16 protein-coding genes and 3 rRNA genes are annotated in these 26,726 nt (G+C 53.5%); 13 read left to right on the top strand and 6 right to left on the bottom strand.

All coding sequences use genetic code 11. The annotated features are described in order from the left end of the window. Positions 1–58: 58 nt before the first annotated feature. Complete coding sequence (gene acnA, locus NF683_RS03540) at positions 59–2,791, bottom strand: aconitate hydratase AcnA (protein WP_253921263.1); 2,733 nt, start codon at positions 2,789–2,791, stop codon at positions 59–61. A gap of 272 nt (positions 2,792–3,063) precedes the next feature. Between acnA and trxB the strand changes: the two genes are divergently transcribed. Next, positions 3,064–4,014 (top strand): thioredoxin-disulfide reductase, encoded by a 951-nt coding sequence (gene trxB, locus NF683_RS03535; protein WP_253921262.1) that lies wholly within the window; start codon positions 3,064–3,066, stop codon positions 4,012–4,014. 28 nt (positions 4,015–4,042) lie between these two features. Here trxB and NF683_RS03530 read toward each other — a convergent pair whose 3' ends face one another. After that, the gene (locus NF683_RS03530; RefSeq protein ID WP_253921261.1) at positions 4,043–4,567 is read right to left on the bottom strand and encodes a GspH/FimT family protein; all 525 of its coding nucleotides are present in this window, start codon (positions 4,565–4,567) and stop codon (positions 4,043–4,045) included. A 79-nt stretch (positions 4,568–4,646) separates the two neighbouring features. On the opposite strand from NF683_RS03530, the gene thiO reads away from it, so the two are divergent. After that, entirely contained in the window at positions 4,647–5,756 is a 1,110-nt protein-coding gene (gene thiO, locus NF683_RS03525; RefSeq protein ID WP_253921260.1) for a glycine oxidase ThiO, read from the top strand. Between the two features lie 32 nt (positions 5,757–5,788). On the opposite strand, the gene NF683_RS03520 is transcribed toward thiO, so the two are convergent. Further along, positions 5,789–6,055 carry a PP0621 family protein gene (locus NF683_RS03520; RefSeq protein WP_038478351.1) on the bottom strand — a complete coding sequence of 89 codons (267 nt, stop codon included), beginning with the start codon at positions 6,053–6,055 and terminating at the stop codon, positions 5,789–5,791. 145 nt (positions 6,056–6,200) lie between these two features. Between NF683_RS03520 and NF683_RS03515 the strand changes: the two genes are divergently transcribed. Further along, positions 6,201–7,835 carry an NAD+ synthase gene (locus NF683_RS03515; protein ID WP_253921259.1) on the top strand — a complete coding sequence of 545 codons (1,635 nt, stop codon included), beginning with the start codon at positions 6,201–6,203 and terminating at the stop codon, positions 7,833–7,835. 104 nt (positions 7,836–7,939) lie between these two features. On the opposite strand, the gene NF683_RS03510 is transcribed toward NF683_RS03515, so the two are convergent. Further along, positions 7,940–8,743 (bottom strand): outer membrane protein assembly factor BamD, encoded by an 804-nt coding sequence (locus tag NF683_RS03510; RefSeq protein ID WP_089040761.1) that lies wholly within the window; start codon positions 8,741–8,743, stop codon positions 7,940–7,942. Between the two features lie 198 nt (positions 8,744–8,941). Here NF683_RS03510 and rluD point away from each other — a divergent pair, with 198 nt between their 5' ends. From rluD to ilvN, 5 genes are all read left to right on the top strand, one after another. Then, positions 8,942–9,901: a 23S rRNA pseudouridine(1911/1915/1917) synthase RluD gene (gene rluD / locus NF683_RS03505; protein WP_089040762.1), complete on the top strand. Its 960-nt coding sequence runs from the start codon at positions 8,942–8,944 to the stop codon at positions 9,899–9,901. Beyond that, on the top strand, positions 9,898–10,653 hold the full coding sequence (gene pgeF / locus NF683_RS03500) for a peptidoglycan editing factor PgeF (protein ID WP_089040763.1): 756 nt from the start codon (positions 9,898–9,900) through the stop codon (positions 10,651–10,653). The genes rluD and pgeF overlap by 4 nt, the downstream gene beginning before the upstream one ends. Positions 10,654–10,807: 154 nt before the next feature. Continuing rightward, positions 10,808–13,387: an ATP-dependent chaperone ClpB gene (gene clpB, locus NF683_RS03495; RefSeq protein ID WP_253921258.1), complete on the top strand. Its 2,580-nt coding sequence runs from the start codon at positions 10,808–10,810 to the stop codon at positions 13,385–13,387. A gap of 545 nt (positions 13,388–13,932) precedes the next feature. Continuing rightward, positions 13,933–15,657 carry an acetolactate synthase 3 large subunit gene (locus NF683_RS03490; RefSeq protein ID WP_089040765.1) on the top strand — a complete coding sequence of 575 codons (1,725 nt, stop codon included), beginning with the start codon at positions 13,933–13,935 and terminating at the stop codon, positions 15,655–15,657. After that, complete coding sequence (ilvN, locus tag NF683_RS03485; RefSeq protein WP_027336791.1) at positions 15,657–16,148, top strand: acetolactate synthase small subunit; 492 nt, start codon at positions 15,657–15,659, stop codon at positions 16,146–16,148. Before NF683_RS03490 ends, ilvN begins: the two co-directional genes overlap by 1 nt. A gap of 79 nt (positions 16,149–16,227) precedes the next feature. Here ilvN and ilvY read toward each other — a convergent pair whose 3' ends face one another. Continuing rightward, positions 16,228–17,115 carry an HTH-type transcriptional activator IlvY gene (ilvY, locus tag NF683_RS03480; protein WP_253921257.1) on the bottom strand — a complete coding sequence of 296 codons (888 nt, stop codon included), beginning with the start codon at positions 17,113–17,115 and terminating at the stop codon, positions 16,228–16,230. A 217-nt stretch (positions 17,116–17,332) separates the two neighbouring features. On the opposite strand from ilvY, the gene ilvC reads away from it, so the two are divergent. The 5 genes from ilvC to rrf all read left to right on the top strand — a co-directional run bounded on the left by ilvC (position 17,333) and on the right by rrf (position 24,997). Beyond that, entirely contained in the window at positions 17,333–18,349 is a 1,017-nt protein-coding gene (gene ilvC / locus NF683_RS03475; RefSeq protein WP_016916053.1) for a ketol-acid reductoisomerase, read from the top strand. Between the two features lie 163 nt (positions 18,350–18,512). Then, positions 18,513–19,445 (top strand): CDP-diacylglycerol--serine O-phosphatidyltransferase, encoded by a 933-nt coding sequence (gene pssA / locus NF683_RS03470; protein ID WP_253921256.1) that lies wholly within the window; start codon positions 18,513–18,515, stop codon positions 19,443–19,445. A gap of 548 nt (positions 19,446–19,993) precedes the next feature. After that, positions 19,994–21,528: ribosomal RNA gene (locus tag NF683_RS03465) — 16S ribosomal RNA — on the top strand. 331 nt (positions 21,529–21,859) lie between these two features. After that, positions 21,860–24,753 (top strand): 23S ribosomal RNA (locus NF683_RS03460). A gap of 128 nt (positions 24,754–24,881) precedes the next feature. Beyond that, positions 24,882–24,997 (top strand): 5S ribosomal RNA (gene rrf, locus NF683_RS03455). Together the 16S, 23S and 5S rRNA genes form the textbook arrangement of a ribosomal RNA operon. 652 nt (positions 24,998–25,649) lie before the next feature. On the opposite strand, the gene hisC is transcribed toward rrf, so the two are convergent. Continuing rightward, the gene (hisC, locus tag NF683_RS03450) at positions 25,650–26,711 is read right to left on the bottom strand and encodes a histidinol-phosphate transaminase (RefSeq protein ID WP_253921255.1); all 1,062 of its coding nucleotides are present in this window, start codon (positions 26,709–26,711) and stop codon (positions 25,650–25,652) included. Between the last annotated feature and the right edge of the window lie 15 nt (positions 26,712–26,726).

The following is a 26,726-nucleotide window of genomic DNA, read 5'->3' as shown; positions in this document are numbered from 1 at the left end:
GCGCAAAAAAAAGCCCCCACCATGGTGGGGGCTATGCAAGCATTGGTAGGTTTTGCCTTTAAGCTGCGCCGATCATTTTGCGCAACACGTAGTGAAGGATACCACCGTGGCGGTAGTAAGCCAGCTCATTGACGGTATCAATTCGGCACTTGGCATCAACGGTGCGTTCCCCATCGTCATTTTTGATGACAATTTTCACGCTGCCCCCTGGGCTTAAATCGCTTAAGCCAGCAATTGATATTTCTTCATCACCGGTCAAACCAAGCGTTTCACGGCTTTCACCTTCAGGGAACTGCAGCGGTACCACACCCATGCCAATTAGGTTTGAGCGGTGAATACGTTCATAGGACTCGGCGATAACTGCGCGCACACCCAATAAGCGGGTGCCTTTTGCGGCCCAGTCCCGTGAAGAGCCGGTGCCATACTCTTTACCAGCAATCACCACTAGGGGAGTGCCTTCCTCCTTATATTTCATGGCGGCATCGTAAATCGCCATTTGCTCGCCGCTGGGAACGTGGCGGGTTTCACCACCAACAACCCCGTCCAGCATTTCATTTTTAATGCGCACGTTGGCAAAGGTGCCACGCATCATTACTTGATGGTTACCTCGACGTGAGCCGTAGGAGTTGAAGTCGACGGGCTTAACGCCGTGCTCTTGCAAGTAACGACCCGCAGGGCTGTCGGGCTTGATAGAGCCCGCTGGGGAGATATGGTCGGTCGTCACCGAGTCGCCTAGCAGGGCTAACACTCGGGCGTTTTCAACATCTTCAATGGCGTCCGGCTCACGCTCCATGCCTTCGAAAAACGGCGGGTGCTGAATGTAGGTCGATTCAGGCCACTGGTAAACTTTGCTTTCAGGAACGTTGATCGCTTTCCAGGTATCGTCGCCTTCAAATACCGCACCATACTCTTTGCGGAACATCTCGGTGTTGACCTGTTCAACGGCAGTGGCGATATCTGCTTGAGAAGGCCAGATGTCTTTGAGATAAACCGGGTTGCCGTCATTGTCCTGGCCGAGTGGGTCGGTCGTTAAGTTGCACTGTACGTTACCGGCTAACGCATAGGCGACCACCAAGGGGGGTGAGGCGAGCCAGTTCGTTTTGACTAGCGGGTGCACACGGCCTTCAAAGTTACGGTTGCCTGAAAGCACCGATGCCACGGCAAGGTCGCCGCTGTTGATCGCTTTTTCGATCTCATCGGGCAGCGGACCGGAGTTGCCGATACACGTCGTACAGCCATAACCCACTAAGTTAAAGCCCAGTGCATTCAGGTCATCGCTTAAGTTCGCGGCTGCTAAGTAATCGGTTACCACTTTGGAGCCGGGGGCAAGCGAGGTCTTAACCCAAGGTTTCGTGGTAAGCCCCTTTTGGCGTGCATTACGTGCCAGCAGCCCGGCTGCCATCATGACGCTGGGGTTGGAGGTGTTGGTACATGAGGTGATAGCGGCAATTACCACGGCACCTGGATCGAGGCTGAAATCCTTATCGTTAAGTTGAACGGTTTGGCTGGTGTCATGTTTAAAGCTGCGTTCAACCCCTACCGCAGTTTGACCGCCTTCCGAGGAGAATTCCCCGTTTGCGGTTGTGTCCGCGCTGGCGTCCTCTTGCATGAACTTGTCAAAGGCGGCGGCCATGTCTTTCAGTGCCACACGGTCTTGGGGGCGTTTCGGGCCAGCAAGACTCGCTTCTACTTCATCCATGTTAAGGCTGAGGGAGTCGGTAAAGATCGGCTCATCGCCAGGTTCGCGCCATAAGCCTTGCGCCTTGCTATAGGCCTCTACCAACGCAATCTGGCCATCTTCACGGCCGGTAAGGCGCATGTAGTTGAGCGTTTCGTCGTCGACTGGGAAAAAGCCACAGGTCGCGCCATACTCCGGTGCCATATTGGCAATAGTGGCACGGTCGGCCAACGGCAAATCTTTAAGGCCGTCACCGTAGAATTCAACAAACTTACCTACCACGCCTTTTTTACGCAGCATCTCAGTAACGGTAAGTACCAGATCGGTGGCGGTAATGCCTTCGCGCAGTTTGCCGTTCAGCTTGAAGCCAACGACTTCCGGAATCAGCATCGAGACCGGCTGGCCAAGCATGGCGGCTTCCGCTTCGATACCGCCGACGCCCCAACCTAGTACGCCCAGGCCGTTGATCATAGTGGTGTGGGAGTCGGTGCCGACTAAGGTGTCGGGGTAGGCAAACGTCTGGCCATCCTGCTCTTTTGTCCACACTGCGCGACCCAGGTACTCTAAGTTAACCTGGTGGCAAATGCCGGTGCCGGGGGGGACAACGCTAAAGTTATCGAACGCTTGCTGGCCCCAACGCAGAAACTCGTAGCGCTCACGGTTGCGCTGCATTTCGATATCGACGTTTTCTTGAAACGCGGCGGCATTGCCGAACTTGTCGACCATCACCGAGTGGTCAATAACCAGATCAACAGGAGAAAGCGGGTTAATGCGGGCGGGATCTTCGCCGAGCTTCTCAACGGCAGCGCGCATAGAGGCAAGGTCTACAACCCCGGGTACGCCGGTGAAATCTTGCATGAGGACACGGGCAGGGCGGTAGCCTATTTCACGGCTTGATTTGCCCTCTTTTTGCCAGTCCACTAGCGCCTGAATGTCCTCTTGATCAACACTTTCGTCATCGCCAAAGCGCAGCTGGTTTTCGAGCAGAATTTTGAGCGTTTTGGGTAGCCGGTCAATGTTGCCGAGCGCGTCGGCGGCTTTTGGCAGGCTATAGTAATGATACTGCTGGTTGCCTACTTCTAGCGTGGTGAGCGTATCGGGTATCTTGCCCATTGGTCTCTCCTTTGATTGCTTGGCCTTAAGCGAATTGCTGATCACAATTTGCTGATCGCAATGCTTAGGCGCGACGGTCACTGCTTTGCTTTAATGTGGCTTATCCCCAGTATGGCTTATCTTATTAATAGCACATGGGTGTTTCACCCCCGGCTTTCAAGGCGTCTTCGCCTAATCGCGAAGGCTAACCCTTGTAATTGCTTGTACTTGACGCCATTTCAGGCAGACTCTCTTGCAAACGATATCTGCTCAATTGTGACAAAGGTGGTGTCATGGAAACGCGTCATGAACGTTTAATTATTCTTGGTTCCGGCCCTGCCGGGTATACGGCAGCGGTTTACGCAGCCCGTGCTAACTTAAAACCGCTGCTGATTACCGGCCTGCAGGCAGGTGGCCAATTGACCACCACAACCGATGTCGATAACTGGCCCGGCGACGCACAAGGTGTTCAGGGGCCAGAGTTGATGGAGCGCATGAAACAGCACGCTGAGCGTTTTAATACGGAAGTGTTGTTCGACCATATCAATGAGGTCAGCTTAGGTGAGAAGCCGTATACCTTAAAAGGGGACAGCGGCATTTACACCTGTGATGCGCTGATTATTGCCACTGGTGCTAGCGCACGCTATCTGGGCTTGCCAACCGAGCAGCAATTTATGGGGCAAGGGGTGTCTGCTTGTGCTACCTGCGATGGCTTCTTTTATCGCAATCAAGAAGTGATTGTGGTGGGGGGCGGCAACACCGCTGTTGAGGAAGCGCTGTACCTTTCAAATATCGCCTCTAAGGTTACTTTGGTGCACCGTCGCGACACGCTGCGCGCCGAGAAAATCCTCCAGGACAAGCTATTTGAGAAAGTTGAAGCAGGCAAAATTGCCCTTGAGTGGTTCTACGAAGTGGACGAGGTGTTGGGCGATAACAGCGGTGTGACGGGCGTGCGCGTTAAGTCGACTAAAGATGGGGCTACCAAAGAGATTCACGCGCCCGGCTTGTTCATCGCTATCGGTCATAGCCCTAATACGGGAATTTTTGAGGGCCAGCTGGACATGAATGGCGGCTATATCAAGGTGACATCAGGCCTTGAAGGCAATGCTACCGCTACCAGCGTGCCAGGCGTCTTTGCCTGTGGTGATGTGATGGATCATATTTATCGTCAGGCGATTACCTCTGCAGGCAGTGGTTGCATGGCAGCGCTAGATGCTGAGCGCTATCTGGATGGCATCGCCTGAGTTAGCCGTGGTTAAACGCCTGTCGCGATCAACAATCGGCGGGCGTTTCATCGATGCGCAGGCGCCCCAGTCGGCTGAGCACGAGCACTTTTCCTGGAGCGCTTGCCGCACATATATAAAAACGGCCATTGAAGCCGTTTGCGTGGCCAAGCGTGCTATAGCTCACACGCCGCCTGTTACGATTATAAGTGACGGTAGTTGCCTGCTCTTTAGGAAAGACACGAACGATATCGCTGCTGGTTATTTGATTTATCGCGTCCCCCTTGATGACCAGTAGCGCGTTACTCCAGTCGCTGGTGCAGGTGTTTCTTTGCTGATTGGTTGGGCAAACCGTGGTCGTTTTACGCTGCGTGATGGCTGTGTTGCGAGCCAGCGAAAAGGCAGACTGCAATCTGTTAATATCGGCGGTAACGGCTGTGCTTCGGCCAAGTGCTTGAAAATTTGGCACTCCCCAGGCGGCTAAGGCTGAAATAAGCAGAAGAGCAATAATAAGTTCGATCAGGGTAAAGCCTTGGATACGCGTGTGTGGAACGCCGTTATTGTTAGCTGGCATGATGGCTCCAGGCGTGTGTTTTTTCTACAGCCTACCTCGCGGTGATCGTTTTTTATGTAAGCCAAAGCGGACAAACGTTGTGAGCAATTTCTTAATTATTGGCGGTGGCGTGATCGGTATGATGACGGCACTGCAGCTAGCAGATGCTGGCCAGCAAGTTACTTTAGTGGAGCGCGGCATTTGCGGGCAGGAGTCTTCTTGGGCCGGTGGCGGCATTGTCTCGCCGCTTTACCCATGGCGGTATGCGCCGCCCATCTCGCAACTTTCGCGCTGGTCAGAGGGCGTGTATCCCACGTTGTCGCTGCGCTTGTTGGAAGAAACCGGCATTGATCCTGAATATCGCCAAAAAGGGCTGCTCTATCTCAACGTTGACGATGCGGACACTGCGCTTGGTTGGGCGAGAGGCTTAGCCAAGCCGCTGGAGCGTGTTAGCGCTGAGTTTGTGCGTCAGAAGGAGCCCATGGTGGCAGCAGCGCAGGAGAGTGCGTTGTGGATGCCGACACTTGGCAGTGTACGCAACCCACGCCTTGGGCAGGCGCTGCGCGCTCGGCTGCTGGCAATGCCGAACGTTGTGCTGAATGAAGGCTGTGAGGTAAATAGTTTTATAACGCATGACCAACAGGTGTTGGGCGTTGCGACCGCGCAAGGGGAGCTGCGCGCTGAAAAGGTGGTGGTATGTGGTGGCGCCTGGACAGCCAAGCTGTTAGAAAGCTTAACGATTCGCCTGCCGGTACGCCCCGTAAAAGGCCAAATGATTGCTTATCAAGCGCCGCCAGGATTGGTGCAGCGCGTGGTATTGAAAGATGGTCGCTATATTATCCCGCGCAGTGATGGGTTGCTGTTGGTAGGCTCAACCTTAGAAGAAGCGGGTTTTGATAAAACGACCGATAGTGAAGCACTGGCGTCACTCAAACAGACCGCTGAAAGCATTGTGCCTGCGTTGTCAGATCACCCGGTTGCTTATCATTGGGCAGGGTTGCGCCCTGGCTCCCCGGACGGCATTCCATTTATCGGGGCGCTGCCAGGATGGTCCGGTGTTTATGTCAATGCGGGCCACTACCGCAATGGGTTAGTGCTTGCACCTGCGTCTACCCACGTATTGGTTGATCAGCTATTAGGGCGTGAGCCACTTATCGACCCAGCACCCTTTCAGCCGACGGTAGATCGATTAATCACGGATTTGGCATAGCTGATGACTGACGTTGTCTATCGGTAGCGGTTTTAATCGCGGTTCTGCTTATCTTGTTGCTCTTGCAAAAAACGATCCCGATGAGCGCTTGAGCAAAACCACTGTTCGCTATCGCGTAGGGCTTCCTCTTCCGGGACATGGACATCGCACCAGCGGCAGCGCACCATTTGTCCGCCTTCATGGCGTTCGGGTTCACTCTGTTGGTGGGAAAGTTTGCGCTCTCGGTAGAGACCATAAAGTTTCAGGCCCACATAGAACAGCACGGCAAAAATAATCAGCCGAATGATCAAAAGGTTCATCCTCTATGACTCCCATGGTGGGATGTAATAATAGCTAGAGTAACATGAGCGCCGGCTAACCTTTGCCAGTTGGCAGCCCTTGCGGGACAATGTACGTAGGTGAGCGGCAACGTGTTCTAAAGATTCTCAAGAGATTTTAACGCCCATGCAAGACTTAACGCTGGTAATGGCCCAACTCGACCCTTTAGTGGGAGATATTCCCGGCAATGCTGCACGCGCCATTGAAGCGGTGCGCGAAGCGAGGATCGAGCATGGGGCGGATATTGTTGTCTTCCCAGAGCTTTTTTTGTCCGGTTATCCACCGGAAGATCTGCTACTTCGCCCCTCGATGGAAGCTCGCTTGCGTGAAGCGCGGGCGAAGATGGCAGAAAAAATCGCCCGCGATGTGCTGGTGATTATTGGCTATCCGGGCGTTCGTGAAGGGAAGCGGTATAACCTGGCGGGTGTGCTGTATAACGGCCAATGGGAAGCGGAGTATGCCAAGCAGGCACTGCCGAACTATCAGGTGTTTGATGAGCAGCGCTACTTTACGCCGGGCACCAAACCGCTGGTTTACGAGCACAAAGGCGCCAAGCTAGGGCTGCTGATTTGTGAAGACCTTTGGGAAGGTACGCCTGTTAATGCTGCCCGCGAAGCCGGTGCAGAAGTACTGATCAGCTTAAACGCCTCGCCCTATCATCAGGATAAGCCCAGCGAGCGCTTGCGCCTGTTAGAGCAGCGTGCCCAGGATGTAAACCTCCCAATTGTGTATGTGAACACGATCGGCGGGCAGGATGAGCTGGTTTTTGACGGTGGTTCTAGCTGTGTAGACGCCCAAGGCGAACTTAAAGTGCTGGCGCCTTCTTGGCAAGCAGGCTTAATGCCCGTTCAACTGCTGCAAACGAGCGCTGATACCTGGGAACCCCAAGTAGGTGAAATTGAGCCAGAGGTTGAGCCTGAAGAGAGCCTTTATTGTGCGCTGGTGACAGGGCTGCGCGACTACGTCAACAAAAGTGGTTTTAAAGGCGTTGTTCTGGGGCTTTCCGGTGGTATCGATTCCGCACTTTCCTTAGCGATTGCCGTCGATGCGTTGGGGCCCCAGCGTGTGCAAGCAGTGATGATGCCTTATCACTATACGGCGGATATCTCGAAACAGGACGCTGCTGAGCAGGCTGACATGCTGGGCGTTCATTATGACGTAATGCCTATCGAGCCGATGGTCGACGCGTTTATGGGCACGCTAGCAGAAAGTTTCGCGGGCACCGAGCGGGATACCACTGAAGAGAACCTGCAGTCGCGCTGTCGCGGCGTTCTGCTGATGGCGATCTCCAATAAGAAAGGCCTGATGGTGCTTACGACCGGCAATAAAAGCGAAATGGCCGTGGGTTACGCCACGCTTTATGGCGACATGGTGGGTGGCTATAACGCCATCAAAGACGTCTACAAAACCTGGGTGTATCGTTTGGCCCGCTGGCGTAATACCCAGTCGCCTGCTATTCCAGAGCGAGTGATTGAGCGCCCGCCCAGTGCGGAGCTAGCTCCCGACCAGCAAGATAGCGACTCGTTGCCTGATTACGACGTCCTAGACGCCATTTTGGTGAGCTACATTGAAGGCGATATGAGTGCTGAGGCCATTATCGCCGCTGGGTTTGATGAAGAGGATGTTTATAAAGTAGTGAAGCTTGTTGATCGCTGTGAATATAAACGCCGCCAAGCCCCGGTCGGAGTGCGGGTGACGCCCAGAGGGTTTGGGCGCGACCGGCGCTACCCGATTGTTAATGGCTGGCAGCCTGGCGACTAAGCATCAAAAACGCCCTAAATCGTGCTTCTGCATGATTTAGGGCGGTTGTGACACCTTTCTGATCCTGTGCAGATTGGATCGATCGTTATGTTACAGGCGCTTATTTACAAGTGCTTAGGCTTGAAACGACCATTGCTAAGCTGCTCATGGTTTGGCGCATTTTCGCGCAGCACGGTAAGCACTTCGTTGGCGCGATCGTCCATGCCAAGTCCTTGATAGCCTTCTACCATGGTTGCCAGCGCGTCACGCGTTGCGTTGGACTCCGGGTAGTTTTCAATCACCCAGCGACCTCGTTCAACGGCGGCCAGGAAGGCACCGCGACGCAAGTAGTAATCGGCAACGTGCAGTTCATGGCGTGCCAGCAACTCACGTAGATACACAATGCGTTGCTGGGCATCCGGGGCATATTCGCTTTGGGGAAAGCGCTGAATTAATTCGCGGAAGTCGTTGTAAGCATCCCGTGAAGCACCCAAGTCACGCTTAGAAATATCAATCAGGCGCAAGCGTTCAAGGCTAAATCGCCCTGCCTGCCAAGCGGAAAGGCCGCGCAGGTAGTAGGCGTAATCCACTTGAGGGTGATCTGGGTGCAAGCGAATAAAGCGGCTGGCCGCGGCGCGTGCCTCTTCCCAATTGCTGTTTTCGTAGTAAGCGTAAATTAGCTCAAGCTGAGCTTGTTCGGCATGGGGGCCAAATGGGTAGCGGGTATCAAGCGCTTCCAGTCGCTCAATGGCAATTGGGAAACGGTTGCTATCCAGCGCTGTGCGGGCAAGTTCATAGAGCTCGCGTTCTTGCACACCTGAGAATTCATCCTCTTCTTCAGGTGTGGTGTCGTTACTGGCACAGCCTGCCAAAAGGGCAAGGCTTAAGGCTAGAACGCCAAAGCGGTTGGCAGCGGAAAAAGCGCGCATCATCATCCTCGTTGCAAACAAGCCTCAATCACCGAAAAGCGACGATGGCCATAAGTAGAAATGGTAGAATAGGTCGCAGTTCGCCCACTATAAATCACCTAGACGCAAAACGCAGGCTTAGCGACACTCTAATGCCGTTTGAAGAGTTAAAAAGCATTATAGGGTAGCCGCGGTGTTTGCGTCTTAAAGAGGTTGTTCATGTCTCGTATTGTTGAAGCCACGCAGCGAGTACCCGCGACATTAGCTGGCGCGCGTTTAGACCAAGCCGCCGCTGAGTTGTTCAGCGATTATTCCCGCGAGCGTTTGAAAGCGTGGATCAACGCCGGTGAGCTCACCGTCGACGGCGCTAAAGTAAAACCGAAGGCCAAGCTGCACGGCCACGAAATATTAGCGCTAAAAGCGACTATTGAAGACGATACTCGTTTTGAGCCCCAAGATATTCCGCTTGATATCGTTTATGAAGACGACGCGGTGATAGTCATCAACAAGGCCGCTGGCATGGTGGTTCATCCCGCCGCGGGCAACCCTGATGGCACGTTGTTGAATGCGTTGCTCCATCATCATCCTGCACTGGCAGAAGTGCCCCGGGCGGGAATAGTCCATCGCCTGGATAAAGACACCACTGGTCTAATGATGGTGGCAAAAACATTGCCCGCACAAACGACGCTGGTTGAGCAGCTGCAGGCGCGCAGCGTTTCTCGTCAATATGATGCAGTGGTGATTGGCAAGCCCGTGTCGGGTAGCACCATCGACGCGCCCATTGGTCGGCACCCAAAAGACCGCAAGCGCCAAGCGGTCACGGCTTCTGGGAAACCGGCAGTGACTCACTTTCGGGTGGTTGAGCGTTTCCGCGCGCATACCCATGTGCGTTGCCAGTTGGAAACCGGGCGTACCCATCAAATTCGCGTTCATATGGCTCATGCCCGCTACCCATTGATTGGCGATCCGCTCTATAGTGGTCGTGCTAAGCTGCCGCCGGGTGCTGCTGCGCCGTTAAAAGAGATTTTGCGTGAATTTCCGCGTCAGGCGCTGCATGCTCGGAAGCTCAGTTTTGTGCATCCGGTGAGTGGTGAAACACTTACTTTTCATGCCGACTTGCCCGATGATCTACTGATGTTGTTGGATTACCTGCGTGAAGATAGTGAGACCATGAGATGAGCGACGCGATTGATCTAAAGCCCACGCTACTGTTGCCTGATTGGCCAGCCCCCGCAAATGTGCGGGCGTTTGTGACCACTCGGGAAACAGGGCCGAGCCAGGATGATTTTGCCGCTTTCAATCCAGCGAGCCACGTAGGCGATAATGCTGATCATGTCGCGCTATGTCGGCGTTTGTTGCACAAAGAAATCGGCGATGATCGACCGTTGCTGTGGCTTAACCAAACCCATGGCGCACGCGTTCAGCAGGCGTATCAAGACGATACACCGGAAGCAGACGCCTCGGTTGCCAGCAGCAACGACTATGCCTGTGTGGTGTTAACCGCAGACTGCCTGCCGGTGATGTTCTGCAATCGCCAAGGGACTCAGGTAGCCGTTGCCCATGCGGGCTGGCGCGGGCTGGCGGGTGGCGTGTTGGAAGCGACCGTCGCCGCGATGAACTGCGATTCCGACGACATTTTGGTGTGGTTAGGCCCGGCTATTTCGAATGCCCAGTTTGAGGTAGGACCAGAAGTCTATGGTGCCTTTGTTGCGGTACACCCTGAGACCGCTGAAGCGTTTGACCACAGCCCTTATCGTCTTGGTCACTATATGGCGGATCTTTATCGCTTGGCGCGCTTTCGTTTAGAAGCGCTGGGGATCCATCACATCAGTGGCGGCCACTTCTGCACTGCCTGCGAGTCGCGTTTTTACTCCTACCGCCGAGACAATGGCAACACTGGACGCATGGCAAGTGTGATCTGGATCAATTAAGCAGGCTATTCCTTCGCGCTTGTTATGCACCGCTCTTGAAATGCGTGGAATTGACTCCATTAAACTTGTCAAGCTAAACGTTTTTAGCACATTAAAGACAAGTTATTGGGAAACACCGTGGGTCTAAACGCACGGCACCCCCAGGAGGAACTCCATGCGATTCGATAAATTTACTGCCAAATTACAGGCCGCTATTTCTGAGGCACAATCCCTTGCGGTTGGGCACGGCCATAATCAGCTTGATCCCGCGCACTTATTGCTTGCGTTACTCGATACCAAAGACACTGGCATCAAAGCCCTGGTTGAAAAAGCTGGAGGCAGCAGCTCGCGCCTGCGCGACGGTTTGCAGAAGCAGCTAGATGACTTACCTAAAGTGAGCCAGTTCGACGGTGACGTTCAGCCATCTCGCGACTTCATTAAACTATTCAATTTAACTGACCGGGAAGCGCAGAAACGCGGCGACCAGTTTATTGCCAGTGAATTGGTACTTCTGGCTGCACTGGAAATGAACAGTGCGATTACCAAGCTGATGAAAGAGGCAGGGCTCAACCGGAAAGCCCTGGAAGCCGCAATCAATAGCTTGCGCGGTGGTGCTAAGGTCGACGACCCGAATGCCGAAGACCAGCGCGAAGCGCTTAATAAATACACCATGGATCTAACCCAGCGTGCGTTAGATGGCAAGCTGGATCCGGTGATTGGTCGTGATGATGAAATTCGCCGCACGATTCAGGTACTGCAGCGTCGTACCAAAAATAACCCGGTACTGATCGGTGAGCCAGGGGTGGGTAAAACCGCCATTGTTGAAGGGCTGGCCCAGCGTATTGTGAACGGTGAAGTGCCTGAAGGCTTGAAAGAGAAGCGCGTCCTTTCCTTGGATATGGGCTCACTGCTGGCTGGCGCTAAATTCCGTGGTGAATTTGAAGAGCGTCTGAAAGCGGTGCTCAAAGAACTTTCCCAGGAAGAAGGCCGGGTCATCCTGTTTATTGATGAGCTGCACACCATGGTGGGCGCGGGTAAGGCTGAAGGTGCGATGGATGCAGGCAACATGCTTAAGCCTGCGCTGGCGCGTGGTGAACTGCACTGCGTAGGCGCGACCACCCTGGATGAGTACCGCAAATACATTGAAAAAGACGCCGCGCTGGAACGTCGCTTCCAGAAGGTGTTGGTCGATGAGCCCTCTGAAGAGGACACGGTAGCTATTCTGCGCGGCTTAAAAGAGCGTTACGAAGTCCACCACGGCGTGGATATTACCGATTCAGCGATCATTGCCGCGGCTAAGCTCTCTACCCGCTATATCACTGATCGGCAGTTGCCCGATAAAGCCATTGACCTGATCGACGAGGCAGCGTCACGTATCCGCATGGAGCTGGACTCTAAGCCTGAAGAGATGGATAGGCTGGATCGTCGGCTAATTCAGCTGAAAATGGAGCGCGAAGCGCTTAAGAAAGAGACCGACGAAGCCACTAAGAAACGCCTTGAGGCGCTGAACAACCAGATCCACGAGTTAGAGCGCGAATACGCTGACTTGGATGAAATCTGGAAAGCTGAAAAAGCCAGCATTCAGGGCGCAGCGCAGTTTAAGGCGGAGCTTGAGCAGGCGCGCATTGACCTTGAACAAGCGCGTCGCCAGGGCGACCTAGGTCGTATGTCAGAGATTCAGTACGGCAAAATTCCGGCGCTTGAGAAGAAAATCAGCGAAGCGGGTGAAGGCGAAGCTGATATTGCCAGCCACCAGCTGCTGCGCTCAAACGTTACCGAAGAAGAGATTGCCGAGGTGGTTTCTCGCTGGACGGGCATACCGGTCTCCAAAATGTTGGAAGGCGAGCGAGACAAGCTGCTGCGCATGGAAGAAGCGCTGCATGAGCGAGTGATTGGCCAGCATGAAGCGGTAGAGGCAGTGGCTAACGCCGTGCGCCGCTCGCGGGCAGGGTTGTCTGACCCCAATCGACCCAACGGCTCGTTCCTGTTCCTCGGCCCAACTGGGGTGGGTAAAACAGAGTTATGTAAGTCGCTGGCTAACTTCTTGTTCGATACTGAAGAGGCAATGGTGCGTATCGACATGTCGGAGTTTATGGAGAAGCACTCCGTGGCTCGCTTGATTGGTGCGCCCCCAGGCTATGTAGGTTATGAAGAGGGTGGCTACTTAACTGAGGCGGTGCGTCGTAAGCCCTACTCGGTACTGCTACTGGACGAAGTGGAAAAAGCGCATCCGGATGTGTTCAATATCCTGCTGCAAGTGCTGGAGGATGGCCGCTTAACTGATGGGCAAGGTCGTACAGTCGATTTCCGTAATACGGTGATCGTGATGACCTCTAACATGGGCTCGGACATCATCCAGCGCATGGGGGGAGATGATAGCGACTACGAAGTCATGAAAAATGCAGTGATGGAAGTGGTGGGTAACCATTTCCGCCCTGAATTGATTAACCGCATTGATGAGGTGGTGGTGTTCCACGCCCTTGGCCAAGAGCAAATTCAGGCGATTGCCGGTATTCAGTTAGAGCGTTTGAAAGTTCGCTTAGCTGAGCATGACCTGAGCCTGGAAATTAGCGATGACGCTATGGCCCAGCTGGCGGTGGTCGGTTTCGATCCGGTTTATGGCGCAAGGCCGCTGAAGCGGGCGATCCAAAGCCGCATCGAGAACCCATTGGCTCAAGACCTGCTGGCGGGCAAGTACGCCCCTGGCGACACTATTCATATCAGTGCGAGTGAAGGCAAGCTGGTATTTGAGTAATTTACGCGTGGGCAATTAAAACGCCTACGTTCTCAACGCGTCTGCGCAGTGATCCTCAGCAAGCCTGCGCAGTGAACCCCAGCTAGCCTGCGCAATGAAATAGGGCAAAAGCCTCGTTAGCTCTGCTAGCGGGGCTTTTTTAATGGCTAACTGCGACGTTTGTTGCGTTTGTCCTGATCGGAGGTTGACAGGCTGAGGGCGCTAATGGAATCTTGTGTGTTCCTGATTTGCGGGCGCGGAACCAACGGGCAACCCCTAATCCCCGCGCGAAGGGTAGGCGAAAGCCTTTACCCGCCGAAGGACTTCCGGGCTTGGGCTAACCGCCCGACCTGGCCAACGCCCCGACACGGCAAACCGTCGTGTAAGGTAGCTACTGGCGTATTTGATGATATACCGGTGCTTCCGATGAGAGTGCAGGCCCTAACCGGGCCATATGCCAGGGTTTGGCATCAGGTGCCGGCATGGGCCGGCAGCGGCATACCGCCGCACTCGACACCGCAGGATGTCCTGCGGATCGCACTCGAGACCTCCAGGGGAGAAACACAGTGGAACTGCTTTCCGGCGCAGATATGATCGCCCGCTTCTTGCAGGATGAGGGCGTAGAGTACATTTATGGTTATCCCGGCGGCGCGGCGCTGCACATTTACGATGCGCTGTTCCGCCAGGACAAGGTGAAGCACATTCTCGTGCGTCACGAACAGGCTGCAACTCACGCAGCAGACGGCTATGCCCGTGCGGCGGGTAAGCCAGGCGTGGTGCTTGTCACCTCCGGTCCTGGTGCTACCAATGCGGTTACCGGCATTGCGACTGCCTATATGGATTCGATTCCAATGGTCGTGTTGTGCGGTCAGGTCATGAGCCACCTGATTGGTGACGATGCCTTCCAGGAAACCGATATTGTGGGGGTGACTCGCCCCATCGTGAAGCACAGCTTCTCAATTCGGCATCCGTCTGAGATTCCAGAAGTGCTGAAAAAAGCCTTCTATCTCGCGGCGACTGGTCGCCCGGGTCCGGTCGTGGTCGATATTCCTAAAGATATGACGGCACCGACCGAGCGCTATGAGTACGTCTACCCGAAAAAGGTCAAGATGCGCTCCTATAACCCGGTTACCCGGGGGCATACGGGGCAAATTAAAAAAGCCGTTGAGTTGATGCTGAAAGCCAAACGTCCGGTGTTCTATACCGGCGGTGGCGTGGTAACTGGCAAGGCAAGCGAAGGGTTGACCGATTTGGTCAAACAGCTCGGCTTCCCCATTACCACAACGCTGATGGGCATTGGCGCCTATCCGCAAAGTGATCGGCAGTGCCTGGGCTGGTTAGGGATGCACGGCTCGTATGAGTCCAATATGGCCATGCACCATGCGGATTTGATTATCGCTATTGGCGCGCGTTTTGATGACCGAGTGACCAACAACACGTCGAAGTTCTGCCCCACGGCAAAAATCATTCACGTGGATGTGGACCCAAGTTCGGTATCTAAAACCGTACGCGCAGATGTGCCTATCGTTGGGCCAGCGTCTAGCGTCATTAATGAAATGATCAGCCTGGTTCAGGGGCAGTCAATTTCGCAGCCTGAAGCGCTGACCGAGTGGTGGCAAAAAATTGACGGCTGGCGCGCCGAGCGTGAAGGCAAGCTATATGAGCCTTCTAAGCCAGGCGAAGTGTTGAAGCCACAGGAAGTTATCGAAGCGCTATGCCGTGTTACTCGCGGTGAAGCCTACGTGACGACGGATGTTGGCCAGCACCAGATGTTTGCTGCTCAGTACTACAAGTTTGATAAGCCTAACCGTCTGATCACCTCGGGTGGTTTGGGCACCATGGGCTTTGGCTTCCCGGCTGCCATGGGTATCAAGCAGAACTTCCCTGACGACGACGTCGTGTGTGTAACAGGGGAAGGCAGCTTCCAGATGATGATGCAGGAGCTCTCTACCTGTAAGCAGTACGGCGTGGGCGTCAAAATTGTAAACCTCAACAATGCATCGCTTGGCATGGTGCGGCAGTGGCAGGATTTGAACTACAAGTCCCGTCATGCGCACTCCTATATGGAGTCGCTGCCAGACTTCCACATGCTCATTGAGGCTTACGGATTTACCGCAATCACCGTGAATACCCTTGATGAGTTGGAACCGGCGCTAGAGCGCGCCTTTGCCGACAAGCATGAGCTGGTGTTCCTGGATGTGAAGGTTGATCCCTTTGAGCACGTCTATCCGATGCAGGTGCCGCTAGGTGCCATGCGTGACATGCTGCTGTCTAAAACGGAGCGTACCTGATGCGTCATATCATCTCGATTCTGATGGAAAACGAACCGGGTGCGCTGTCACGTGTGGTCGGGCTGTTCTCCCAGCGTAACTTCAACATTGAAACGCTGAACGTTGCACCGACCGAAGACCCGTCGCTGTCACGCCTGACGGTGACCACCGTGGGTGATGACCGAGTGATTGAGCAAATCACCAAGCATCTTAATAAGCTGATTGATGTGGTGAAGCTGGTCGACCTGACGGAAGGTAACCACATTGAGCGTGAGCTGATGTTGGTGAAAGTAAAAGCGTTAGGCGCTGCCCGCGATGAAGTGAAGCGTACGGTGGATATTTTCCGGGCGCAGATCGTCGACGTAACGCCAAGCCTTTATACCGTTCAGATTACCGGTGACGCCGCTAAGTTGGATGCTTTTCTACAGGCCATGGCGCCGGTAGGCATTCTTGAAGTGGCGCGTACCGGGGTGTCCGGTATCGCTCGCGGCGATAAAGTTCTATCGTTGTAAACGCAACATGCTAGCTGAATCTGTCGTTGGCAAAGCCGTCCTTATCAGGGCGGCTTTTTTTGTATCCTTTAAGCACACGTTAACCTGGTGTCACAGTCGCCCAAAACGCGTCAATCATCGGATTTTTGAGGCGTCGGTTAAGCACGCAAACTCCGACATCGTAGTGGGGGAGCTCGGGTTTTACGCTGAGCACTTGCACACGTTCGGACAGCGGGCTGTTATCTAGCACGATTTTGGGTACCACTCCCACGCCAAATCCCAGCCCCACCATACTTACAATTGCTTCGTGCCCAGCTACTTGAGCATAAATGCGCGGCGTAATGCCCATCGCTTTAAACCACGTGTTGGCGTACTCCCTTGACAGCCCAGCCTCTGAAAGAATCATCGGGACATCACGCCACTGCTCGGCTGTTGAGCTTTCCGGCTGACTGGGCAGCCAGTTGTGGGCTTCTGTAGGTGCAATAAACAGCAGCGGCGAGCGGGTAAGCGATTTAAAGGCCAGAGCGCTGGGTGGAATCCGCGGACGGGGGGTAATGGCCATATCGTCTGCGCCTTCCAGCACCCGCGACATGGCATCGGCGGGGTCACCGGTATGCAGCTTTAATTCGATACCAGGGTGCCGAGTACGCACATCACTCAGTAGTTCGTAGAGAAAGCTGTAGCTCGCGGTTACCGAACAGTAAATGCTTATTTCGCCACTCAGCTGTGCCACCGTGGCGGCCAGTGTTCGCTTCTGCATTTCCCATTGCTCTAAGGTCTCTTTTGCATAGCGCTGAAACGCTAAGCCTTGAGGAGTTAACGTGACATGGCGATTGTCGCGCTCAAATAGTTGCGTGCCTAGCTCGCCTTCAACCTGCTGAATTGAGCGGCTTAAGGTGGATGGGCTGATATGACAAAGCTCGCTGGCGCGGCCAAAGTGCAGCGTCTCGGCCAGCGTTACCACATGCTTTAATAAGCGAAAATCCATAGAAGCCCACTTTTAAGATCGACGTTTCATAATTAGAAATAGTATGTTGCAAATATAGCGTTTTACGCAATGGTGGCGGTGGCGTAGAGTGATCTCAACGCCAAAGCCCAGTGCTGCAAAAGACGGCACGGGTGGCCATCAACGCTGATACGACATATATAAATTATTCCTATATAACGATCATTTTTTGATCAAATTCGATTTTTGGAGTCTCGCTATGCACGTTTATTACGATAAAGATTGTGATCTGTCCCTCATTCAAGCCAAGAAAGTCACTATTGTTGGCTATGGTTCGCAAGGCCATGCCCATGCGAATAACTTGAAAGAGTCTGGCGTCGACGTCACGGTTGCTCTGCGCAAAGGTTCTTCCTCTGCCGCCAAAGCAGAAGCGGCAGGCCTGAAAGTGGCAAGCGTTCCAGAAGCGTGCAAAACCGCAGACGTTGTCATGATTCTGGCGCCGGATGAGAATCAAAAAGCGATCTACGAGCAAGAAGTAGAGCCGAACTTGAAAGAAGGCGCGACCTTGGCCTTCGCTCATGGCTTTAACATCCACTACAACCAAATCGAGCCGCGCAAAGATCTAGATGTCATCATGATCGCGCCGAAAGCGCCAGGTCACACGGTTCGTTCTGAGTTTGTTAAAGGTGGCGGCATTCCTGACTTGATCGCTATCCACCAGGATGCATCTGGTAATGCCAAAGAATTGGCGCTTTCTTACGCGGCAGGCGTCGGTGGCGGCCGTAGCGGTATCATCGAGACTACCTTCAAAGATGAGACCGAAACGGATCTGTTTGGCGAGCAAGCAGTTCTGTGTGGCGGCGCAGTTGAGCTGGTTAAAGCTGGCTTTGAAACGCTGACTGAAGCAGGCTATGCGCCAGAAATGGCTTACTTCGAGTGTCTGCATGAGCTTAAGCTGATTGTTGACCTGATGTACGAAGGCGGCATCGCCAACATGAACTACTCCATCTCCAACAATGCGGAGTACGGTGAGTATGTGACTGGCCCTGAAGTGATTAACGATGAGTCTCGTGCCGCAATGCGCAATGCACTCAAGCGTATCCAAACGGGTGAGTATGCCAAAATGTTCATCCAGGAAGGTAACACCAACTACCCGTCGATGACGGCACGTCGTCGCTTGAATGCTGAACACGAAATTGAGCAAGTAGGTGCTAAGCTACGTGGCATGATGCCGTGGATTGCTGCCAACCAGTTGGTTGATAAATCGAAAAACTAAGCGGTTAGCGTGTTAGTACGCTAGTTAAAGTCTCGGGGCGCACATTGTTGCGCCCCGAGTCGTTTGGCGTCGCATGCTGCAATTGACTGGCTGAGTTAGCGTCACCGTGTAGAATGAAAAGGGATCACTGTTCTTGTGCCTTCACTTCAAACGGATGATATTTATGACCCAGGATGCTCGCGATCAAGAGCGTAAACAGGCCCCGCAGTCAGTGCCTCAAGAAGGCCAGAAAACAGAAGCTAGTGGTACTGGAGAGCAAGAAGACGCTAGTCACGAAAAGGTAAGTAATGGCAGCGTAAGTCATGACAACGTAAGTAATGAAGATCTTGCTAGCGTTTTTTTGCGCGAAACCGAAGTAGTTGAAGAAGCGGTTGAAGACGGTAAGAAAATTCGCCGAAAAGGCATTTACTTATTACCTAACTTGTTTACTACGTCTGCGCTGTTTTCAGGGTTCTTCGCGGTGGTAGCTGGCATTAACGGAGAATTTACTTCGGCAGCAGTGGCAATTTTTATCGCCATGGTGCTTGACGGGCTTGATGGTCGTGTTGCCCGTATGACCAATACCCAAAGCGAGTTTGGCGCCGAGTACGATAGCCTTTCCGACATGATCTCGTTCGGTATGGCGCCTGCATTGGTGGCCTTTACCTGGATTTTGCAAGATATCGGTAAAACTGGCTGGGTGGTGGCATTTCTTTATGTGGCTTGTGCTGCACTGCGCCTGGCGCGCTTTAACGTACAGATTGGCAGTGTTGATAAGAAATGGTTTATCGGCTTGCCAAGCCCATCCGCTGCCGCTTTAGTGGCTGCAAGTGTGTGGACCTTCCATAGTTTTGATGCGGATGCGGTAGGTTTTAAGCTGCTAATGCTGTTTGTTGTAGGGGCTGCGGGTGTGCTCATGGTTAGCAATATTCGTTATTACAGCTTTAAAGACCTCGATTTCAAAAAGCCTGTACCTTTTGTTGTGCTTCTAGCGGTAGTGCTAGGGTTCGTAATGATCTCAGTGGAACCATCTGTAATGCTGCTACTGCTTTTTGGTGCTTATGTGTGCTCAGGCCCGGTATTGGCCGTTATGCGCAAGGCCAAGCCTAAAAGCTAAAGTTTATTCACATTTTCCCAAAAAACCACTTGCCAAGACGGCAGCGAATCCGTAAAGTACGCATCCGCTGCCGGGGACGCACAGCGTTACCAGCGGTGATTGAAGGTGAAAACCTTCGGTTTGTCAGAGAGTTAGAAGAACTCAGCAGCAACATGCTTCGATGTCTTCCAGCGCTTTTTGAAACGAGCCACGCCAGAAAGCAACGTTACCTCGCTTTCTTCGCTCACTCGCTTCACTCACTTAAAACAGTGATTGACAAACACCAGGAAGTGCGTAGAATACGCCTTCCTCGCTGAGGCAAGCCAGTTCATCGGTTAGCCAGTTACTTCTTCGGAAGTTCAGCAGCGAAAACAGCTCTTTAACAATTTGATCAGGTAATTCATGTGGGCGCTTGCCGATGAGGGTGATAAATCACCAAATATCAAGGCAAGCGGTCATGAAAACGAAAGTTTGAATGAATTCGTTTGAACCTTGAGCCAAGTTTGATGCGCTTTTGTTGTTCGTAAACATTACGTTTTCGGGTGACGAGTAAGCATCACAATGATTTTAAACTGAAGAGTTTGATCATGGCTCAGATTGAACGCTGGCGGCAGGCCTAACACATGCAAGTCGAGCGGTAACAGGGGTAGCTTGCTACCCGCTGACGAGCGGCGGACGGGTGAGTAATGCATAGGAATCTGCCCGATAGTGGGGGATAACCTGGGGAAACCCAGGCTAATACCGCATACGTCCTACGGGAGAAAGGGGGCTTCGGCTCTCGCTATTGGATGAGCCTATGTCGGATTAGCTAGTTGGTGAGGTAATGGCTCACCAAGGCAACGATCCGTAGCTGGTCTGAGAGGATGATCAGCCACATCGGGACTGAGACACGGCCCGAACTCCTACGGGAGGCAGCAGTGGGGAATATTGGACAATGGGCGAAAGCCTGATCCAGCCATGCCGCGTGTGTGAAGAAGGCCTTCGGGTTGTAAAGCACTTTCAGCGAGGAAGAACGCCTAGTGGTTAATACCCATTAGGAAAGACATCACTCGCAGAAGAAGCACCGGCTAACTCCGTGCCAGCAGCCGCGGTAATACGGAGGGTGCAAGCGTTAATCGGAATTACTGGGCGTAAAGCGCGCGTAGGTGGCTTGATAAGCCGGTTGTGAAAGCCCCGGGCTCAACCTGGGAACGGCATCCGGAACTGTCAAGCTAGAGTGCAGGAGAGGAAGGTAGAATTCCCGGTGTAGCGGTGAAATGCGTAGAGATCGGGAGGAATACCAGTGGCGAAGGCGGCCTTCTGGACTGACACTGACACTGAGGTGCGAAAGCGTGGATAGCAAACAGGATTAGATACCCTGGTAGTCCACGCCGTAAACGATGTCGACCAGCCGTTGGGTGCCTAGCGCACTTTGTGGCGAAGTTAACGCGATAAGTCGACCGCCTGGGGAGTACGGCCGCAAGGTTAAAACTCAAATGAATTGACGGGGGCCCGCACAAGCGGTGGAGCATGTGGTTTAATTCGATGCAACGCGAAGAACCTTACCTACTCTTGACATCCTGCGAACTTGTGAGAGATCACTTGGTGCCTTCGGGAACGCAGAGACAGGTGCTGCATGGCTGTCGTCAGCTCGTGTTGTGAAATGTTGGGTTAAGTCCCGTAACGAGCGCAACCCTTGTCCTTATTTGCCAGCGGGTAATGCCGGGAACTCTAAGGAGACTGCCGGTGACAAACCGGAGGAAGGTGGGGACGACGTCAAGTCATCATGGCCCTTACGAGTAGGGCTACACACGTGCTACAATGGCCGGTACAAAGGGTTGCGAGCTCGCGAGAGTCAGCTAATCCCGAAAAGCCGGTCTCAGTCCGGATCGGAGTCTGCAACTCGACTCCGTGAAGTCGGAATCGCTAGTAATCGTGAATCAGAATGTCACGGTGAATACGTTCCCGGGCCTTGTACACACCGCCCGTCACACCATGGGAGTGGACTGCACCAGAAGTGGTTAGCTTAACCTTCGGGAAAGCGATCACCACGGTGTGGTTCATGACTGGGGTGAAGTCGTAACAAGGTAGCCGTAGGGGAACCTGCGGCTGGATCACCTCCTTAAACGATGCATCATCCCTCGCGGTAAGCGCTCACAATGAATTACCTGATCAGAATGCTGTTGATACGCAGTGATAAGCGTTTTCTTCATGTTGAAAGAAGAGAAAAGATCTTTTTTTAAGGCCTTCTTTAAAGATCTTCTTTAAAGACCTTTCTTTTTTTTAATGTGAAAAAAGCACTCGCTTATCACTGCGCATAGCAGTCGCTCTTTAACAATGTATATCATGCTGACATAAACGTTTTAAAACGTTTATACGTAATTGTTTTGTGATACGTCTCAAGCGTATCCGGCAATCGTTATCATTGCGAGACACCAGACTCCTTCGGGTTATAGGGTCAAGCAATGAAGCGCACACGGTGGATGCCTAGGCAGCCAGAGGCGATGAAAGACGTGGAAGCCTGCGATAAGGCTCGGCGAGGTGGCAAACAACCTGTGACCCGGGCATTTCTGAATGGGGAAACCCACTCATCATAAGATGAGTATCTTGCGCTGAATATATAGGCGTAAGAGGCGAACCAGGGGAACTGAAACATCTAAGTACCCTGAGGAAAAGAAATCAACCGAGATTCCCCTAGTAGCGGCGAGCGAACGGGGACCAGCCCTTAAGCATGTGACTGATTAGGCGAATGCGCTGGGAAGCGCGGCCATAGTGGGTGATAGCCCCGTAGTCGAAAATCTGATCATGTGAAATCGAGTAGGTCGGGGCACGAGAAACCTTGACTGAAGACGGGGGGACCATCCTCCAAGGCTAAATACTCCTGGCTGACCGATAGTGAACCAGTACCGTGAGGGAAAGGCGAAAAGAACCCCGGAGAGGGGAGTGAAATAGATCCTGAAACCGTGTGCGTACAAGCAGTAGGAGCAGACTTGTTCTGTGACTGCGTACCTTTTGTATAATGGGTCAGCGACTTATATTCAGTGGCGAGGTTAACCGTTTAGGGGAGCCGTAGGGAAACCGAGTCTTAACTGGGCGACACAGTCGCTGGATATAGACCCGAAACCGAGCGATCTATCCATGAGCAGGGTGAAGGTTGAGTAACATCAACTGGAGGCCCGAACCAGGATCTGTTGAAAAAGATTTGGATGACTTGTGGATCGGAGTGAAAGGCTAATCAAGCTCGGAGATAGCTGGTTCTCCTCGAAAGCTATTTAGGTAGCGCCTCACGTATCACCGCCGGGGGTAGAGCACTGTTTCGGCTAGGGGGTCATCCCGACTTACCAACCCGAGGCAAACTCCGAATACCGGTGAGTGCAAGCGTGGGAGACACACGGCGGGTGCTAACGTCCGTCGTGAAAAGGGAAACAACCCAGACCGTCAGCTAAGGTCCCGAAATCCTGGTTAAGTGGGAAACGATGTGGGAAGGCTCAGACAGCTAGGAGGTTGGCTTAGAAGCAGCCATCCTTTAAAGAAAGCGTAATAGCTCACTAGTCGAGTCGGCCTGCGCGGAAGATGTAACGGGGCTAAACCAGGTACCGAAGCTACGGGTTCACACTTAGGTGTGAGCGGTAGAGGAGCGTCGTGTAAGCCAATGAAGGTGGATTGAGAAGTCTGCTGGAGGTATCACGAGTGCGAATGCTGACATGAGTAACGATAAAGGGAGTGAAAAACTCCCTCGCCGGAAGACCAAGGGTTTCTGTTCGACGCTAATCGGAGCAGAGTGAGTCGGCCCCTAAGGCGAGGCCGAAAGGCGTAGTCGATGGGAAACAGGTCAATATTCCTGTACCGGACATGATTGCGATGGGGGGACGGAGAAGGCTAGGTGAGCCAGGCGTTGGTTGTCCTGGTGAAAGTGAGTAGGCTTGGGTCTTAGGTAAATCCGGGACCCTTTAAGGCCGAGACACGAAACGAACTGACTACGGTCAGGAAGTCATTGATGCCACGCTTCCAGGAAAAGCCTCTAAGCTTCAGATCATGTGCGACCGTACCCCAAACCGACACAGGTGGTCAGGGTGAGAATCCCAAGGCGCTTGAGAGAACTCGGGTGAAGGAACTAGGCAAAATGGTGCCGTAACTTCGGGAGAAGGCACGCCGGCGTAGGGTGACGAGACTTGCTCTCTAAGCCCGAACCGGTCGAAGATACCAGGTGGCTGCAACTGTTTAGTAAAAACACAGCACTCTGCTAACGCGCAAGCGGACGTATAGGGTGTGACGCCTGCCCGGTGCCGGAAGGTTAAATGATGGTGTTAGGATTCGTCCGAAGCTCTTGATTGAAGCCCCGGTAAACGGCGGCCGTAACTATAACGGTCCTAAGGTAGCGAAATTCCTTGTCGGGTAAGTTCCGACCTGCACGAATGGCGTAATGATGGCCACGCTGTCTCCACCCGAGACTCAGTGAAATTGAAATCGCCGTGAAGATGCGGTGTACCCGCGGCTAGACGGAAAGACCCCGTGAACCTTTACTATAGCTTCACACTGGACGCTGATGTTGCCTGTGTAGGATAGCTGGGAGGCTTTGAATCTCGGACGCCAGTTCGAGGGGAGCCAACCTTGAAATACCAGCCTGGCATCATTGGCGTTCTCACTCAGGTCCGTTATCCGGATCGAGGACAGTGTGTGGTGGGTAGTTTGACTGGGGCGGTCTCCTCCCAAAGAGTAACGGAGGAGCACGAAGGTACCCTCAGCACGGTCGGACATCGTGCAGTGAGTGCAAGAGCATAAGGGTGCTTGACTGCGAGACAGACACGTCGAGCAGGTGCGAAAGCAGGTTCTAGTGATCCGGTGGTTCTGTATGGAAGGGCCATCGCTCAACGGATAAAAGGTACTCCGGGGATAACAGGCTGATACCGCCCAAGAGTTCACATCGACGGCGGTGTTTGGCACCTCGATGTCGGCTCATCACATCCTGGGGCTGAAGTCGGTCCCAAGGGTATGGCTGTTCGCCATTTAAAGTGGTACGCGAGCTGGGTTTAGAACGTCGTGAGACAGTTCGGTCCCTATCTGCCGTGGGCGTTGGATGTTTGAGAAGGGCTGCTCCTAGTACGAGAGGACCGGAGTGGACGCACCTCTGGTGTTCCGGTTGTCACGCCAGTGGCATTGCCGGGTAGCTATGTGCGGACGGGATAACCGCTGAAAGCATCTAAGCGGGAAGCCCCCTTCAAGATGAGACATCCCTGAGGCCTAGAGCCTCCTGAAGGGCCCAGCGAGACCAGCTGGTTGATAGGCACGGTGTGGAAGCGCTGCAAGGCGTTGAGCTAACGTGTACTAATGGCCCGTGAGGCTTGACCCTATAACACCCAAGGGGTCTGGTCGCAGTGATAATGAAAACCGGATACGCGCTTCCTGTCAGTGACAGGAGACGAGAGACGCCACAAAACATCGATGACACGTTCAGCATGATATACATTACAAGTTACGCCTGACGACCATAGCACGCGTGAACCACCTGATCCCATGCCGAACTCAGAAGTGAAACCGCTTAGCGCCGATGGTAGTGTGGGGTCTCCCCATGCGAGAGTAGGTCATCGTCAGGCACTTATTTAACAAAGAACCCAGCCCATCGGCTGGGTTTTTTGTTTTGCGCGGAAGAAAAAAACACTCCCTAGCCCCTATCACAAAGCGGCTACCTCCCGAAGCATGCACCGCACGTCACACTCGAATCACCGCACCGTCATTCCCGAGCCACTACGCCGTCATTCCCGAGTGGGTTTATCGGGAATCGACCTTGACCTTGGCCTGCAGCAGCCCGAAACCCCAGCCCAACATGGATTCCCGCTAAGGGCCTGCGGGAATGACGAGGGTGGCGCGGAGGTATAAAGCGGCCACCTCCCGAAGCGTGCACCGCACGTCATGCTCAAGTCGCCACACGTCATTCCTGAGCCATTGCACCGTCATTCCCGAGTGGGGTTATCGGGAATCCATCTTGACCTTGGCCTGCAGTAGCCCGAAACCCCAGTTCAACATGGATTCCCGCTAAGGACCTGCGGGAATGACGAGAGCAAGGGCCCGCGGGAATGACGAGGGCGGCGCGGAGGGCTGAGTGGCGTCATCGTCAGGCACCTATCAAGAAAAACCCCAGCTTCAACTGAAGCTGGGGTTTTTTGTTGGTGCTATTGGTTATGGACTGTCTGAAAAATCCCTCAGAGCCTCGTGCACTGGGGATTTTTATGCATGGAACGGTGAAAATTAGCGGCAGATTGCTTCCAGTGCCTCTATTAAACTATCCATTTCATCATCTGTACCGATGGTGATGCGCAAGAAGTTGTTGAGCGCGTCAGTATTAAAGTGACGTACCAAGACTCCTCGCTCGCGGAGGCCTGCAAACAGCTGAGCGCCTTCAAAATCGGGATGCTGGGCAAGCACGAAGTTGGCTTTTGATGGCAGTACTTCAAAGCCTAGCTGCTCAAGACGCTGACGCGTGCGCTCTCGAGTCGTGATCACATTATTTCGGCAGGCGTTAAAATGTTCTTCATCCTTAAGGGCTTCAATGCCGATGAGGCTCGCTAGACTATCGACGGGATAGGAGTTAAACGAGTCTTTGACCCGCTGAAGTCCATCAATCAGCTCTGGGGAGCCGATGGCATAGCCCAAGCGTAACCCAGCCAAGCTACGTGATTTAGAGAACGTTCCAGTGACTAGCAGGTTAGGGTAGCGCTCAACTAAGGCGGCAGCGCTTTCTGCGCCGAAATCAACATAAGCCTCATCAATTAATACAACCCGGTTTGTCACGCGCTTAAGCAGAGCCTCAATGGTTTCGAGGGGGTGCGCGTGTCCAGTCGGCGCGTTTGGGTTGGCAAAAATAACGCCGCTGCGCTCTGATGCACTCGCCAGAGCATCAATATCAACTTCCCACTGGGCATTTAGTGGGTGTTTGCGAAGCGTGACGCCATAAAGATTGGCGTAAACAGGGTAGAAGCTATAGGTGATTGAGGGGACATCCAGCGGTGCGTCGTGGCAGAAGAAGGCCTGAAACGCAAACGCGAGCACTTCATCTGACCCATTGCCGACGAAGGTTTCTGCCACGCTAACCCCATAGCTTTCAGCCAGCGCTGTACGCAATGCATAAGAGGTAGGGTCAGGATACAAGCGCAAATGATCGATGGCATAATTACGCAGCGCCTTGCTCACCCCTGGCGCGGGTGGGTAAGGGTTTTCATTGGTGTTGAGTTTAATAACCTGTTCGCGGGGCTGCTCACCTGGCACATAGGGGGTAAGCTCCCGAACAGCTGGACTCCAGTATTGGCTCATGCGGGTAACCTGATT

Origin of the sequence: Halomonas sp. MS1 (assembly GCF_024182575.1) — a bacterium.
Lineage (GTDB): Bacteria > Pseudomonadota > Gammaproteobacteria > Pseudomonadales > Halomonadaceae > Vreelandella.
Note: the sequence above shows the minus strand (reverse complement) of the source record. Positions and strands in the feature narration are given on the sequence as shown.

Bases quoted from the DNA above. Each gene is read 5' to 3' on its own strand.
- acnA (WP_253921263.1), bottom strand. From the start codon at position 2,791: ATGGGCAAGATACCCGATACGCTCACCACGCTAGAAGTAGGCAACCAG.
- trxB (WP_253921262.1), top strand. From the start codon at position 3,064: ATGGAAACGCGTCATGAACGTTTAATTATTCTTGGTTCCGGCCCTGCC.
- NF683_RS03530 (WP_253921261.1), bottom strand. From the start codon at position 4,567: ATGCCAGCTAACAATAACGGCGTTCCACACACGCGTATCCAAGGCTTT.
- NF683_RS03520 (WP_038478351.1), bottom strand. From the start codon at position 6,055: ATGAACCTTTTGATCATTCGGCTGATTATTTTTGCCGTGCTGTTCTAT.
- NF683_RS03515 (WP_253921259.1), top strand. From the start codon at position 6,201: ATGCAAGACTTAACGCTGGTAATGGCCCAACTCGACCCTTTAGTGGGA.
- NF683_RS03510 (WP_089040761.1), bottom strand. From the start codon at position 8,743: ATGCGCGCTTTTTCCGCTGCCAACCGCTTTGGCGTTCTAGCCTTAAGC.
- rluD (WP_089040762.1), top strand. From the start codon at position 8,942: ATGTCTCGTATTGTTGAAGCCACGCAGCGAGTACCCGCGACATTAGCT.
- pgeF (WP_089040763.1), top strand. From the start codon at position 9,898: ATGAGCGACGCGATTGATCTAAAGCCCACGCTACTGTTGCCTGATTGG.
- clpB (WP_253921258.1), top strand. From the start codon at position 10,808: ATGCGATTCGATAAATTTACTGCCAAATTACAGGCCGCTATTTCTGAG.
- ilvN (WP_027336791.1), top strand. From the start codon at position 15,657: ATGCGTCATATCATCTCGATTCTGATGGAAAACGAACCGGGTGCGCTG.
- ilvY (WP_253921257.1), bottom strand. From the start codon at position 17,115: ATGGATTTTCGCTTATTAAAGCATGTGGTAACGCTGGCCGAGACGCTG.
- ilvC (WP_016916053.1), top strand. From the start codon at position 17,333: ATGCACGTTTATTACGATAAAGATTGTGATCTGTCCCTCATTCAAGCC.
- pssA (WP_253921256.1), top strand. From the start codon at position 18,513: ATGACCCAGGATGCTCGCGATCAAGAGCGTAAACAGGCCCCGCAGTCA.
- hisC (WP_253921255.1), bottom strand. From the start codon at position 26,711: ATGAGCCAATACTGGAGTCCAGCTGTTCGGGAGCTTACCCCCTATGTG.